This is a genomic window from Bradyrhizobium sp. I1.14.4, from assembly GCF_050435825.1.
Lineage (GTDB): Bacteria > Pseudomonadota > Alphaproteobacteria > Rhizobiales > Xanthobacteraceae > Bradyrhizobium.
Genome location: NZ_JBNDLA010000037.1, coordinates 1 through 13,545 on the forward strand (window position 1 = coordinate 1; position 13,545 = coordinate 13,545).

Consider the following 13,545-nt stretch of genomic DNA (forward strand, 5'->3'; position numbering starts at 1 on the left):
TCCTCGCCCGCGCCTCCGGCGCCACGGCCCTCGTCGCCTTCGCGACGCTCCACCAATACCCGTCGCAGATCAATGCGCCGTGTGAGAAATGCGGGCTAAGCGCGGTCAATCAATGAAGGGCGGACGCCGCGAAGCGTCCGCCTTTTTTTGTGTCGGCCGTTTCTTGTTGGAGTGACTTCGTCAGGAATTTAGTTCGTGGCGGATTACTTCGTGGCGGATTACTTCGTGACTTGGCCGCGGATCTCACCACCCGGGTTGGCCGCGGTGTGGACGTTGACATAGTACTTGCCGGCGAGCAGATCGGCCGCCTGAGCATCGGTCAACGTGGCGCTGCCTTCGACCGGGCTCGACGTTGCGTTCGGGATGGCGACCGCGACGCCGGAATTCTTGCCGGCCTCGGCGGGGCCGTGGAAATGCGCGGCGGTTGCCGGGCCCGACAGGCCGGAATAGGTCAGCTTCCAGGTCAGCTTCTTGCTGGCGGCATCGTAGTCGATGTCCGCAGTGCCGGCGCCGGCGCTGGTGTTCGCAGGCACTTCGGACTTGCCGTCCAACTTGGCGTGCAACTTCTCGGCAAAGGCCGGACCGGCGAACGCGATTGCGGCGCCGAGCGTCAGCGTAGCAAGCAAGGTCTTGTTTGGCATCGTTCTCTCCCCTTTGACGTCACAGGACGGTTGCAGTGTTCAACAGCGGCTCTGCCGATTTATTCCCAAAATGATCGTGAGTGCGGCGAATTTGATGCGAGCTTGTGCGACGGGTTGCCATCATACTGGTTGATGCGCTGACGCGACCAATGACGGATCGGTGAATGTTGCGACGAATTCTCCTCCTGGCCGGCCTGGTCGGCCTCATCGGCCTTGGTGTGTTCTGGTGGCTGACGATTCCCGCGATCGTCTCCGCGAGCGCGCTGCCGGCCTACCAGCCTGACCTGGCCAACGGCCTCACAACGTTCAATGCCGGAGGATGTTCCTCCTGCCATGCCGTGCCGAAGCAGGACGACCGTACCAGGCTGGGTGGCGGGCTTGCGATACCGTCGCCGTTCGGCACGTTCTACGCGCCGAACATCTCGCCCGACCCGAATGACGGCATCGGCCGCTGGAGCGAGGCCGACTTCGTCACCGCGGTCATGAAGGGCACCTCGCCGTCAGGCGCGCACTATTTCCCGGCGTTTCCCTACACGTCCTATCAGCACGCCAAGGTCAAGGACGTGCGCGACCTCTTCGCCTATCTGAAGACCTTGCCGCCGGTTGCCGGCAAGGTGCGCGATCACGATTTGCCATTTCCCTTCAACATCAGGCGCAATGTCGGCGTCTGGAAATTCCTGTTCATGGACGGCAAGCCGTTCATCGCGGATGCGAGCCGGTCGGCGCAGTGGTATCGCGGCGCCTATCTTGTCAACAGCCTTGGCCATTGCGCCGAGTGCCACAGCCCGCGGAATTTCCTCGGCGGCATCGTCAGCGGGCAGCGCTTCGCCGGCGGCCCGGATCCGGAGCGCGAGGGCTGGGTGCCCAACATCACGGAGAAGGGGCTGTCCGACTGGAGCGTAAAGGACATCGCCTATTTCCTCGAGAGCGGGCAGATGCCGGACGGCGATAGCGCCGGTGGATCGATGGTACGCGTGATCCGCAACACCTCGCAGCTCTCATCGTCCGATCGCGCCGCGATCGCCGAGTACATCAAGTCGCTGCCGCCGGTCGAGGGGCCGCCGAAGCCGAAGAAGCCCGAGAAGCCGTCCTAAGGGCACGATCAGATCATGTTGGATCGCGCCTTAGGTCCTTGCTCGAGCATGATTTCCGTGCAAACGCGTTCGGCGTCTGTCGCGAGGGAAAACCGCTTCGCACTTTTCCCGATCATGCTCTACTTCGCGCCGAACGCCTTGAAGGTGATGATGGTGAGGGTATCCTGGATGCCCGGGATCACCTGAACCTTCTCGTTGATGAAATGGCCGATGTCGGTGTCGTGGTCGACGTAGAACTTGACCAGGAGATCGTAATTGCCCGCGGTGGAATAGATCTCGGACGCAATCTCGGCCTCCGCCAGCGCGTTCGCGACGGTGTAGGACTGGCCGAGCTTGCATTTGATCTGGACGAAGAAAGGAACCATCAAAGTCGTCTCCGGGGATTTCCGCGACTATAGGCCAAAAACAGGCGGCCAACGCAAGGGGTCAAGTCAAGGCCAACTCGCGGTAAAGTCAGGCGAACTTGCTGCCGATGGGCGGCCGCGCTAGGACAGGCGATGGTGTTATTGCTGAGCGTCTCATCCGTATCAACCGCCGGTGCTGCACAATGACGCCGGTCGCGCTCACCATTGCCGGCTCGGATTCCTCGGGTGGGGCGGGTATCCAGGCCGACCTCAAGAGCTTTGCCGCGCTCGGGGTCTATGGCGCCTCCGCCATCACGGCGCTGACCGCGCAGAACACCACGGGGGTCAGCGGCATCCATCCGGTGCCCGCTTCATTCGTCACGGCCCAGATCGATGCCGTCTTCTCCGACCTCAAAGTCGGCGCGGTCAAGATCGGCATGGTGGCGCAGGCCGAGACGATCGCGGCGATCGCCGCTGGGCTGAAGCGCTGGGCGCCGCGCCACATCGTGCTCGATCCGGTGATGGTCGCAACCTCGGGCGATCGGCTGCTCGCCGCCGAGGCTGTCGATGCGCTGAAGACCCTGCTGTTTCCGCTGGCGTCGCTGATCACGCCGAACCTGTCGGAAGCGGCGGCGCTCTTGAACGAGCCGGTCGCTTCGAGCGAGGCCGACGTCGAGCGACAGGGCAAGCGATTGCTGGCGATGGGATGTCGCGCGGTGCTGGTCAAGGGTGGCCATGGGCATGGTGCGGAGAGCATCGACTATCTGATCGATGGCGAGCGCAGCATCGCGCTGTCAGCGCCGCGCATTGCGACCGCCAACACGCATGGCACCGGCTGCTCACTGTCGTCGGCGATCGCGGCGGGGCTCGCCAAGGGTGAGGCGATGGAGACCGCTGTGCGCAACGCCAAGGCCTGGATCACCGAAGCGATCGCCGCCGCCGATCGCTTCGCGGTCGGGCACGGCCACGGTCCCGTGCATCACTTCCACAAATATTACTGAAGCTGCGTAGCCGCGTAGCAATCTGCATCGTCATACCCGACAACTGCACGCGTTGTTCCACTGCGATATGCAGGCAACACAACGCCTGTTCCACACACCCGCGCCCGCCCATGTCGCCAGATTGTCGCACGCCGCTGTTATCCGCTGTGGAGGGGGCGTGCTGCTGATTCTCGTTAACTGTTAGTGAGGCCTTGGGTCGCGGGGATCGTCATCGCCTTGTCACAGGAATCCGGTAGGTGCACAGGCATGGGAAGTGACTCCTTGAGTGAAGAAAGCCCCGAGCGGCGCTTTCGCACTTTGTTTATCTCCGATGTCCATCTCGGAGCCCGCGGTTCGCAAGCTGACCGCCTGCTGGACTTCCTCCGCTCTCACGATGCCGACACGATCTACCTCGTTGGTGATATCGTCGACGGCTGGGCGCTGAAGTCGAACTGGTACTGGCCGCAGACCCACAACGATTTCGTGCAGAAGATGCTGCGCAAGGCGCGCAAGGGCGCCAAGGTGATTTACGTCCCGGGCAACCACGACGAGTTCCTGCGCAAATATTACGGCACGCATTTCGGCGGTATCGACGTGGTGGAGAACACTGTTCACACCGGTGCCGACGGCAAGCGCTACCTGGTGATCCACGGCGACATCTTCGACCTCGTGGTGCAGAATGCGCGTTGGCTCGCCCATCTCGGCGACAAGGCCTATGACTTCGCGATCCAGATGAATCGCTTCGTCAACTTCTTCCGCAAGATGTTCGGCGTGCCGTACTGGTCGCTGTCGCAATGGGCCAAGCTGAAGGTCAAAAAGGCGGTGAACTATATCGGCGCGTTCGAAGCGACGCTTGCCGGCGAGGCGCGGCGTCATGGCTGCGACGGCGTGATCTGCGGCCACATCCACTACGCGACGATCCATGACGAGCATGGCATCCGCTACATGAATTGCGGCGACTGGGTGGAGAGCTGCACCGCGCTCGCCGAACATGAGGACGGCCATTTCGAGATCATCACCTGGACCGATCCGGTGCGCCGGATCGCGCCAGTCCCGCGAGTGACGGCACGCGCTGCATGACGCATATCCTGGTCGCGACCGATGCGTGGCATCCCCAGGTAAACGGGGTTGTCCGCACGCTGACCATGATGGCGCAGGCGGCGGAATCGCTCGGCGTCGAGGTGAGCTTCCTGACGCCGGACTCGTTCCGCACCTTCGCGATGCCGAGCTATCGCGATCTGAGGCTGGCGCTGCCGTACCAGGCCAAGGTCGCCAGCCTGATCGAGGCGGCGAAGCCCGACAGCATCCATATCGCGACCGAAGGCCCGATCGGGCTTTCGGTCCGCCGCTATTGCCGCAGGCGCGGCCTGCCGTTTACGACGAGCTTCCACACCCGCTTTCCGGAATATGTCTCGGCACGCACGCCGGTCCCGGAAGCCTGGGTGTGGCGGGCGTTGCGCTGGTTCCACAGGCCGAGCCGGGCGGTGATGGCCGCCACCCCGGCGCTGGCAGCCGAGCTGCGCCAGCGCGGCTTCCGCAACGTGGTGCTGTGGTCGCGCGGCGTCGATACCGCGCTGTTCCATCCGCGCGATGTCGATCTCTGCCTGCCGCAGCCGGTCTACCTCAGTGTCGGCCGGGTGGCGGTGGAGAAGAATCTCGAGGCATTTCTCGAACTTGATCTGCCCGGCACGAAGGTCGTGGTCGGCGACGGCCCGGCGCGGGTGGCGCTGGAGCGGAAACATCCGGAAGCCGTCTTCCTCGGCGCCCGCCACGGCGAAGAACTGGCGGAGATCTACGCGGCCGCCGACGTGTTCGTGTTCCCGAGCCGGACCGATACCTTCGGCCTGGTGCTGCTCGAGGCATTGGCGAGCGGCCTGCCGGTTGCCGCTTTTCCGGTCACCGGCCCCCGCGACGTGATCGGCGCCGCCCCGGTCGGCGTCCTCGACGACGACCTGCGCCATGCCTGCCTGGAGGCGCTCAGCATCCCGCGGCAGGCCTGCGTCGATTTCGCCGCGCTCCACACCTGGCAGGCGTCGGCCCGGGTGTTCATCGATCGCTGCATGAACGTCCGCCCCGCTGCACCGGACGGCGAGGGGGAAGTATTCGAATTCGGTGCCGAGGAGCACCATTTCGCGGTCCTGCCGGCCAGCCAGCCGACCTCACGCTAGATAACTCACGCGCCTTTGTTTTGACGCGTTTCTTCACGCGAACCGGTACCCACTTCGCTCGAAAGCGCTATGAAGCGTCTTGCCGGGCAGCCCGGCGCCGCGATACAAATCGTGGATGACGGACACCGTTCTAAATCCACCCGTCGCTGCCGCGGACATCGATGCCGCCGCAAGGGTGGTCGCGCCGTTCGCGGTGCGCACGCCGCTGCTGACCTTTCCCGTTCTCAATGAACGCGTCGGCACCCAGGTCTTCCTCAAGCCCGAGATGCTGCAGCGGACCGGATCGTTCAAATTCCGCGGCGCCTTCAACAAGCTCGCCTCGATCCCGCAGGACAAGCGGAGTGGCGGTGTCGTGGCGTTCTCCTCGGGCAACCATGCCCAGGGCGTTGCCGCGGCGGCCAAGATCCTCAACATGCAGGCGACCATCGTGATGCCTGCGGACTCACCGATCACCAAGCGCGAGCGGACCAAGTCTTATGGCGCCGAGGTCGTGCTGTACGATCGCGATCGCGACGACCGCGAGGCGATCGCCAACGGCATCGCCGGCAAGCGCGGCGCGACGCTGGTGCGCCCCTATGACGATCCCTTCGTGATCGCGGGCCAGGGCACCGCCGGCCGCGAGGTCGCCGAGGACATGGCGGCGCTCGGGCTCGTGCCCGATATCGTGGTTGCGCCGGCCTCGGGCGGCGGCTTGATCGCGGGCGTTGCCACCGCAATAAAGGCGAAATTCCCGCAGGCCCAGGTGATCGTCGCCGAGCCCGCAGGCTATGACGATCACGCTCTGTCGCTCAAGGTCGGCCATCGCGAGGCGCATCCGGTCGCGGCGCGCACCATCTGCGATGCGCTGATGGCGATGATTCCAGGCGAACTGACCTTCGCCATCAACAGCAAGCTGCTCGCAAATGGCGTCAGCGTCTCCGATGATGAGGTCGGCGCAGCCGTTGCGTTTGCCTATCGCGAGCTGAAGCTCGTGGTCGAGCCCGGCGGCGCGGTCGGACTTGCCGCGCTGCTGGCGGGGCGGATCGACGCCAAGGGCAAGAACGTCGTCATCGTGCTCTCGGGCGGCAATGTCGATGCCGACCTGTTTGCGAAGCTCGTCGCCTGACGCCAATTGTTTGAGAACGAGCGGGCGCAGGGCGGTGGTCGCTCTGACCCGGCTCGTTGCGCGGCTCCGTCGATCAGTGCCTGAAGCCGCCATGATGGCCGCCGCTCATTCCAACGCCGTCCTTCAGACGGCTATGCCTGGCAATGACGAAAAGCGAACTGCGCCACCGCTTACGAGAAGAACGCGATCTTCTCGGCCTGGCTCATGCGGCGGAACGGCGCGAGCGGATCGTTGGCCGCGACACTCGGCTTTTTCAGAAGGCCACTGGCGATGATGGTCGAGCCGAGTGAGACTTCTGCTGCGGGAACAGCGGTAGCCTCAACGGCGGGTGGGAGAGGCGGCGGCACGGCCGCCGGAGCCGCTGCAATCGGCGCTGCAGCGGCCGGTGGGAGCTCGACCTTGAACTCAACCTTCGGCTCGGGCGCCGGTGCAGGCTCGGGCTGGGCTGCCGGTGCAACCATCTCGGGGTCGGCAGCCATCGCCTCGGCGACCCGCATCTCCTCGGCAGCGTGCATCTCTTCGGCGATCGCCGCTTCGTCGATCGGATCGGGCGCGCCCATCTCCATCGCGATGCGGTCGAGCACCGCTTCGTCATGGGCGTCGGCGGCGTCGCCGGCAACGCGGGCGAGTTCTGCGGCCTCGGCTTCGGCCAGTGCGGCCTCCGCCTTGATCCATGCTTCGCTCGGCTCCGGCATGGCGGCAGTCTCAATGCTCCGCGTTGCAACGGTCTCCTGAGGCGGCGCTGGCGGCGTAGCGGCCACAGTAGCATCGGGGACGGCGCGATCGGCGGCCGTGCTTTCGGCCACCGGTGGCGGCGAGGGGGCGGCAGCGGGCGGCTCCGCTACCGGTGCTTCGGCCACATCAGGTTCGGATGCTGGCGTCGCCGCCTTGTCCGGATCGAATTCGCTGAGCCGGCGGGCCAGCGCCGCGAAGGCGGCATCCAGCACGGTCTTGGCGTCGTCCATCGAGACCTCGGCGGCACCGGCCTCGATCGCGCTGACCTGCGAATCGATGATGTCGCAGATCCGGCCATCATTGCCGATTTCGCGCAGCCGCCAGGAGATCTCTCGAATCACCCGCACGCCCTTGCGTACCGGCGCGAGGTTCTGCTCGAAGCTGATGCCGTCGAGCGCGGCGATGGCGGACGCTTGGGCCGCCTCGATCGCACCACGCAGGGCGGCCAGCGCCTGCGCCAGCTGCTCGTCCCTGATCGCGTCTGCGGCAGCCTGCCGCTGCGTGCTCAGGCTTTCCTCGATTCGCGCGACGGCATCGAGCACCATGCGGGTATCGGCATTGCGGTTGCGCTTGGCATATTCGCCGAGGAACCAGCGGCCCCGCGATGTCTCCATGAAGGCCGCGCTGATCGCAGCATAGTCCTCCTCGCTCGGCAGGGCCGCGCGGGCGGATATCGGCGACAGGGCGAATGCTTCTTCGGCCATCACAATCTCTCCGCGCAAATCACTGCGCGTTACGCTAACGATCACCACGATATCGCGCGAATCGCAATTGAATTGATGTCTTCCGAATCACAAATCCCCATCGCAGCAAAGGTTGCATCGCGGCGATTCGCTGTCAGCCTTGCGGCATTCTATGCCACGCTGTTCGGCATGACCGGGGTCCATCTGCCGTTTTTCACGGTGTGGCTAAAGGCGGTCGGCATCGATGCCACCTGGATCGGCATCATCACGGCGGTGCCGCCGGTGACGCGGTTCACCGTCCTGCCGCTGGTCACCGCGGCGGCGGAGCGGCGCCAGATGCTGCGCGGCGCGATCATCGCCACCGGCTTTGCGACCGCGTTGGGCTTTGCCGTGATCGGCACCCAGCACCAGCCGTTCGTGCTGCTCGCGGTCTATGCGCTGACCTGCTGCGTCTGGACGCCGATGGTGCCGCTCACCGACGCCTATGCGCTGCGCGGCGTCAGGCAATTTGGCCTCAGCTACGGACCGCTGCGGCTCTGGGGCTCGGCCGCCTTCGCGGTCTGCGCGCTCGTCAGCGGGTTCTTGCTCCGCTACGTCGCCGAGGTCGATCTGATCTGGATTATCACGGCCGTGACCGTGCTCGGTGCATTGGCCGGGCTGACATTGCGGCCACTGGGCCGTCCAGCGGCCACAGCCGCGCCGACGGCCGGCGCGCCGAGGCTGCTGCGCAATCCCACCTTCCTCGCCATCATCGCGTCCTCGGCGCTGATCCAGGGCAGCCACGGCGCCTACTACATCTTCGCATCGATCGCCTGGCAGCAGGCCGGCTTCAGCGGCCTGACCATCGCGGCCCTCTGGGTGCTCGGCGTGACCGCCGAGATCGTGCTGTTTGCGCTGTCGCCGCGCTTCACGCTGCCGTCGGCGACGTTGGTGATGATCGCGGCGGCCAGCGCCGTGGCACGCTGGGCGATCACTGCGCAGGACCCGCCGCTTGCGGTGCTTGCCGTGGTCCAGCTCGGACACGGGCTGAGCTTCGGGCTGACGCAGGTCGGCATCATGGGCCTGATGGTGCATCACGTGCCGGTTCACGTGATGGCGCGCGCGCAGGGCTATCTGGCCGCCTGCGGCGGCATTGTCGCGAGCACCACGGCGATCGTCAGCGGCATGGTCTATGCGCGCTTCGGCCTCGGCGTCTACGACATGATGGCCGCGATGGCGGCAACGGGCGGGCTTGTGATGTGGCTGTCGCGTGGACGTCTAACCCATCATCCCCAGAGTGCGGCGTCCGGCGGGTAGACCAGGCTGCCCTCGTAGCGCAGGCCGTTATCCCGATCTTTCGCCAGCAGCAGCGGACCGTCGAGATCGACGAAGCGCGCTTGTTGCGCGATCAGCATCGCCGGCGCCATCGCAAGCGAGGTCGCGACCATGCAGCCGATCATGATCTCGAAGCCGAGCGCGCGGGCAGTGTCCGCCATCGCGAGCGCTTCGGTCAGCCCGCCGGTCTTGTCGAGCTTGATGTTGACGGCGTCATAGCGGCCGAGCAGGCCTTGAAGCGAGGCGCGGTCATGCACGCTCTCGTCGGCACAGACCGCAACCGGGCGCTTGATCCGCGCCAGCGCCTCGTCCTTGCCGGCCGGCAGCGGCTGCTCGATCAGCGTGACGCCGGCATCGGCGCAGGCTGCGAGATTGGCGGCAAGGTTGTCGCCGGTCCAGGCTTCATTGGCGTCGACGATCAGCTCGGATGCCGGCGCGGCCCTGCGCACGGCGGCGATCCGCGCCGCGTCGCCATCGCCGCCGAGCTTGATCTTGAGCAGCGCGCGATGTGCGGCCTTCGCGGTGGCCTCCGCCATCGCCTCGGGTGTCCCAAGCGAGATCGTATAGGCAGTGGTGCGGGGCTCCGGCGCGGGCCAGCCGAGCAGGTTCCAGATCCGCTGTCCGGCGCGCCTGGCCTCGAGGTCCGCCTGCGCGCAATCCAACGCATTGCGGGCGGCGCCGGCAGGCATCCGGGCCTGCAAGGCAATGCGATCCATGCCGCCGGCGAGCGGCTCCTGCATCGCCTGGATCGCCCCTAGCGTCGCCTCAGGCGTTTCGCCATAGCGCGGGTAGGGCACGCACTCGCCACGGCCGGTGAGGCCGCCCTGGCTCACCTCGGCCACCACGACGACGGCCTCGGTTTTGGCGCCGCGGCTGATCGTGAAGGTCCCCGCGATCGGCCAGCGTTCGATCCGGGTCGTCAAGGAAATAGCTCCGGGTGGGGTGGAAGTCATTTTAAAGTCTACTATTTCCTGAACCGTAGCTTGCGACGCGCAACCAACTATGGCTGGTTAGTGGCAGATTCGACAAGCCGATCCGGCAAGCCGCCGGAGATCTGCGTGAGCGGCGGCCAGCCGGCTTGAGGGGTAGGCAAAAGGTGAGCGGCGACCCGACACTGGAGCGGATAGCCCAAGGCGAAGGACTGGCGTTGTGCGCGGCGGGCAACTGGACGGCCCGCTTTGCCCCCGCGCTCGAGCGGATCGTCTCCGACGCCGAGAAGCTGCGCGGCAGCCGTCCCCACATCTTCATCGACGTGTCGCAGGTCGCGAGCCTCGACACGTTCGGCGCCTGGCTGATCGAACGGCTGCGCCGCAGCCTCAGCGATGCCAGCGCCGAGGCGGAGATCGCGGGCCTCTCCGCCAATTATTCCAGCCTGGTCGACGAGGTCCGCCGTGTCGGCCCCGCGCCCAGGGTCGTGAGCGACCGCCTGTCGATCACGGGCATGCTCGAACAGATCGGGCGCACCGTGGCCGGGATCGGCGGCACGATCATCGGCCTGGTCGACATGCTCGGCGCGGTGCTGACCGCGGCCGGCAAGGTGCTGATCCATCCGCGCGGCTTCCGCCTGACCTCGACGGTGCATCACCTCGAGCAGGTGTGCTGGCGCGCGGTGCCGATCGTGGTGCTGATCACCTTCCTGATCGGCTGCATCATCTCGCAGCAGGGCATCTTCCATTTCCGCAGGTTCGGCGCCGACATCTTCGTGGTCGACATGCTGGGCGTGCTGGTGCTGCGCGAGATCGGCGTGCTGCTGGTCGCGATCATGGTCGCGGGCCGCTCCGGCTCGGCCTATACCGCCGAGCTCGGCTCGATGAAGATGCGCGAGGAGATCGACGCGCTGCGCACCATGGGCTTCGATCCCATCGAAGTGCTGATCCTGCCGCGCATGCTGGCGCTGGTGCTGGCGCTGCCGATCCTGGCCTTCCTCGGCGCGATGGCCGCGCTCTATGGCGGCGGCCTGGTGGCCTGGCTCTATGGCGGCGTCGATCCGGAGGCCTTCCTGCTTCGCCTTCGTGATGCCATATCGATCGACCATTTCATCGTCGGCATGGTCAAGGCGCCGGTGATGGCGGCCGTGATCGGCATCGTCGCCTGCGTCGAAGGGCTGGCGGTACAGGGTTCGGCGGAGTCGCTCGGACAGCACACCACCGCGTCGGTGGTGAAAGGGATCTTCTTCGTGATCGTGATGGACGGCGTGTTCGCGATCTTCTTCGCCTCGATCGGGATGTGATCATGGCGGAGCAGGACATCGACGCCATTATCCGGGTTCGCGACATCACGGTTCAATTCGGCAACACGCGCGTGCTCGACGGCCTCAACCTCGACGTCAAGCGCGGCGAGATTCTCGGCTTCGTCGGCCCGTCGGGCGCCGGCAAGTCGGTGCTGACGCGCACCATCATCGGCCTCGTGCCGAAGGTCGCCGGCCGCATCGAAGTGTTCGGCGTCGACCTCGATGCCGCGAGCTCGTCACAGCGCCGCGCCGTCGAGCGGCGCTGGGGCATCCTGTTCCAGCAGGGCGCGCTGTTCTCCTCGCTCACGGTGCGCCAGAACATCCAGTTTCCGGCGCGCGAGTATCTGCGCGTCTCGCAGCGGCTGCTCGACGAGATCATGGTGGCGAAACTCGTGATGGTCGGCCTGAAGCCCGAAGTCGCCGATCGCTATCCGTCTGAACTGTCCGGCGGCATGATCAAGCGCGTCGCACTGGCCCGCGCGCTTGCGCTCGATCCTGAACTCGTGTTTCTCGACGAGCCGACATCGGGCCTCGATCCGATCGGCGCCGGCGATTTCGACGAACTGGTGCGCACCCTGCAGCGCACTTTGGGGCTGACCGTTTTCATGGTAACCCACGACCTCGACAGCCTTTACACCGCGTGCGACCGGATCGCCGTTTTAGGGAACGGTAAGATCATTGCTGCAGGATCGATCGCCGACATGAAGGCATCGCAGCATCCATGGCTGCAGCAATATTTCAACGGCAAGCGCGCCCGTGCCGTTGTGGCCTAGCTCATGATCCCGAAACGTGGAGACCGGTTTTTCGACGAGATCATGCTGAACAGGGAATTCGACGGGCTCACGCGCAGGCTTCTGCGCGAGAGTCCAAGAGTAATTAACGCGAGTATTTGATGGAAACGCGGGCGAACTACGTCTTGATCGGGGCTTTCACGCTGGCGGTGATCGCCGCAGCGTTCGGCTTCGTGCTGTGGTTCCAGAGCCTGCACACCACCAAGCAGCGCAGCCCCCTGCGGGTGATCTTCGAGGGGCCGGCGTCGGGCCTGCGCAATGGCGGCAATGTTAATTTTAACGGTATCCGAATAGGGGAGGTCGTCTCGGTCAAGCTCGACAACCCGCGACGTGTGGTCGCGCTGGCGATGATCGAGAACAACGCACCGCTCCGCAAGGACACCCTGGTCGGTCTCGAATTCCAGGGCCTCACCGGCGTCGCCGCGATCTCGCTGAAGGGCGGCGAGGAGGCCGCCCCGCCGGTGCCGCTGGATGAGGACGGCATCCCGGTCCTGACCGCCGACCCCAATGCGCTGCAGGACGTCACCGAGGCGATCCGCGCCACCCTGCAAAACGTCAACCGCATCGTCGCCGACAATCAGCAGTCGGTGAAGAATTCGCTGAAGAATCTTGAGGTCTTCACTCAGGCGCTGGCGCGCAATTCCGAGAAGATCGACAACGTCATGCTCAAGGTCGACGGCGTGATGGGCAAGGCCGACAATCTGATGCTGGGCCTCAACGCGATCGCCGGCGGCAACAATGGTAGCGAGCTGAACCTGATGGTGAAGTCGATCCGCGAACTCGCCGACGATCTCGACAAGCGGTCCAATCTCCTGATCAACGACGGCCGCCGCACACTGTCCGACATCAGCCGCGCCGTGAACAATTTCGATCGCAACCCGAGCCGCGTGATCTTCGGCGGCAGCAACAACGCCGCACCCGAGCCCGCGCCGGCGGCAGCGCCCGGGCCGCGGCGGCGGCAGTAGGCTGCGCGGGCCTCTGTCGGTTTCGACGACCGTCGTATCTCTCACTTGCTGGGCTTACTCGGGCGCTGCCTGAGACGGCTCGAGTGCTTCAGGAACGAAGCGGTTATAGCGGGGACTGGGGTCCGTCGGCTCCGAACGGATTCTCAAGCTGCGGATGTGGTGGGGATTCGATGCGGCATCGACGAGGCCCTGTGTTGCCGACCATTCGCGGCCGGACGCATTGTGAGGCTCATCGGGGTTCGGCCTGACGGGCGTCGTTCGCACGACATACGCATCGGTCGCGAGCTTGCTTGGCTCTCTTATCTTGATGGTCCGGATATTGGATGGCTGGATCGGATCCGCTGTCGCAATCGTGGCCGATCCAATTGTCCCGAGCACCGTCAGCGCGACGACGGGGCGCCAGCTTGCGAGCAACATCTGAACCCTCCCGGCTCGTTCTCCCGCAATTTTATCCTTGCATCGGTCAAATGCAAAACGGAGGCATCGCTGCCTCCG

The 13,545-nt window shown here is 65.4% G+C and carries 14 protein-coding genes; 9 read left to right on the forward strand and 5 right to left on the reverse strand.

The genetic code is table 11. The features are described from left to right. Positions 1 to 218 precede the first annotated feature (218 nt). On the reverse strand, positions 219 to 641 hold the full coding sequence (locus tag ABIB78_RS36050; protein WP_429033672.1) for a CHRD domain-containing protein: 423 nt from the start codon (positions 639 to 641) through the stop codon (positions 219 to 221). A gap of 164 nt (positions 642 to 805) precedes the next feature. On the opposite strand from ABIB78_RS36050, the gene ABIB78_RS36055 reads away from it, so the two are divergent. After that, positions 806 to 1,735: a c-type cytochrome gene (locus ABIB78_RS36055; protein ID WP_429033674.1), complete on the forward strand. Its 930-nt coding sequence runs from the start codon at positions 806 to 808 to the stop codon at positions 1,733 to 1,735. A 119-nt stretch (positions 1,736 to 1,854) separates the two neighbouring features. On the opposite strand, the gene ABIB78_RS36060 is transcribed toward ABIB78_RS36055, so the two are convergent. Further along, complete coding sequence (locus ABIB78_RS36060) at positions 1,855 to 2,100, reverse strand: Lrp/AsnC ligand binding domain-containing protein (RefSeq protein WP_016845986.1); 246 nt, start codon at positions 2,098 to 2,100, stop codon at positions 1,855 to 1,857. 182 nt (positions 2,101 to 2,282) lie between these two features. On the opposite strand from ABIB78_RS36060, the gene thiD reads away from it, so the two are divergent. From thiD to ABIB78_RS36080, 4 genes are all read left to right on the forward strand, one after another. After that, on the forward strand, positions 2,283 to 3,080 hold the full coding sequence (gene thiD / locus ABIB78_RS36065; protein ID WP_429033676.1) for a bifunctional hydroxymethylpyrimidine kinase/phosphomethylpyrimidine kinase: 798 nt from the start codon (positions 2,283 to 2,285) through the stop codon (positions 3,078 to 3,080). 246 nt (positions 3,081 to 3,326) lie between these two features. Beyond that, complete coding sequence (locus ABIB78_RS36070) at positions 3,327 to 4,139, forward strand: UDP-2,3-diacylglucosamine diphosphatase (protein WP_050403538.1); 813 nt, start codon at positions 3,327 to 3,329, stop codon at positions 4,137 to 4,139. Continuing rightward, the gene (locus ABIB78_RS36075; RefSeq protein ID WP_429033678.1) at positions 4,136 to 5,227 is read left to right on the forward strand and encodes a glycosyltransferase family 4 protein; all 1,092 of its coding nucleotides are present in this window, start codon (positions 4,136 to 4,138) and stop codon (positions 5,225 to 5,227) included. The genes ABIB78_RS36070 and ABIB78_RS36075 overlap by 4 nt, the downstream gene beginning before the upstream one ends. Positions 5,228 to 5,342: 115 nt before the next feature. After that, complete coding sequence (locus ABIB78_RS36080; RefSeq protein WP_429033680.1) at positions 5,343 to 6,332, forward strand: threonine/serine dehydratase; 990 nt, start codon at positions 5,343 to 5,345, stop codon at positions 6,330 to 6,332. 170 nt (positions 6,333 to 6,502) lie between these two features. On the opposite strand, the gene ABIB78_RS36085 is transcribed toward ABIB78_RS36080, so the two are convergent. Then, on the reverse strand, positions 6,503 to 7,771 hold the full coding sequence (locus tag ABIB78_RS36085; RefSeq protein ID WP_429033681.1) for a hypothetical protein: 1,269 nt from the start codon (positions 7,769 to 7,771) through the stop codon (positions 6,503 to 6,505). A gap of 75 nt (positions 7,772 to 7,846) precedes the next feature. Here ABIB78_RS36085 and ABIB78_RS36090 point away from each other — a divergent pair, with 75 nt between their 5' ends. Beyond that, entirely contained in the window at positions 7,847 to 9,046 is a 1,200-nt protein-coding gene (locus ABIB78_RS36090) for an MFS transporter (protein WP_429033683.1), read from the forward strand. On the opposite strand, the gene dgcA is transcribed toward ABIB78_RS36090, so the two are convergent. Then, on the reverse strand, positions 9,016 to 10,017 hold the full coding sequence (gene dgcA / locus ABIB78_RS36095; RefSeq protein WP_429033685.1) for an N-acetyl-D-Glu racemase DgcA: 1,002 nt from the start codon (positions 10,015 to 10,017) through the stop codon (positions 9,016 to 9,018). The two genes, ABIB78_RS36090 and dgcA, sit on opposite strands and share 31 nt — an antisense overlap. 143 nt (positions 10,018 to 10,160) lie before the next feature. Here dgcA and ABIB78_RS36100 point away from each other — a divergent pair, with 143 nt between their 5' ends. The 3 genes from ABIB78_RS36100 (at position 10,161) to ABIB78_RS36110 (ending at position 13,050) form a co-directional block, all read left to right on the forward strand. Then, complete coding sequence (locus tag ABIB78_RS36100; RefSeq protein ID WP_429033686.1) at positions 10,161 to 11,294, forward strand: MlaE family ABC transporter permease; 1,134 nt, start codon at positions 10,161 to 10,163, stop codon at positions 11,292 to 11,294. 2 nt (positions 11,295 to 11,296) lie between these two features. Continuing rightward, complete coding sequence (locus ABIB78_RS36105; RefSeq protein WP_429033688.1) at positions 11,297 to 12,067, forward strand: ABC transporter ATP-binding protein; 771 nt, start codon at positions 11,297 to 11,299, stop codon at positions 12,065 to 12,067. 119 nt (positions 12,068 to 12,186) lie between these two features. After that, positions 12,187 to 13,050 carry an MlaD family protein gene (locus ABIB78_RS36110; RefSeq protein WP_429033689.1) on the forward strand — a complete coding sequence of 288 codons (864 nt, stop codon included), beginning with the start codon at positions 12,187 to 12,189 and terminating at the stop codon, positions 13,048 to 13,050. Between the two features lie 54 nt (positions 13,051 to 13,104). Here ABIB78_RS36110 and ABIB78_RS36115 read toward each other — a convergent pair whose 3' ends face one another. Further along, positions 13,105 to 13,467 (reverse strand): hypothetical protein, encoded by a 363-nt coding sequence (locus ABIB78_RS36115; protein ID WP_429033691.1) that lies wholly within the window; start codon positions 13,465 to 13,467, stop codon positions 13,105 to 13,107. Positions 13,468 to 13,545: the final 78 nt, after the last annotated feature.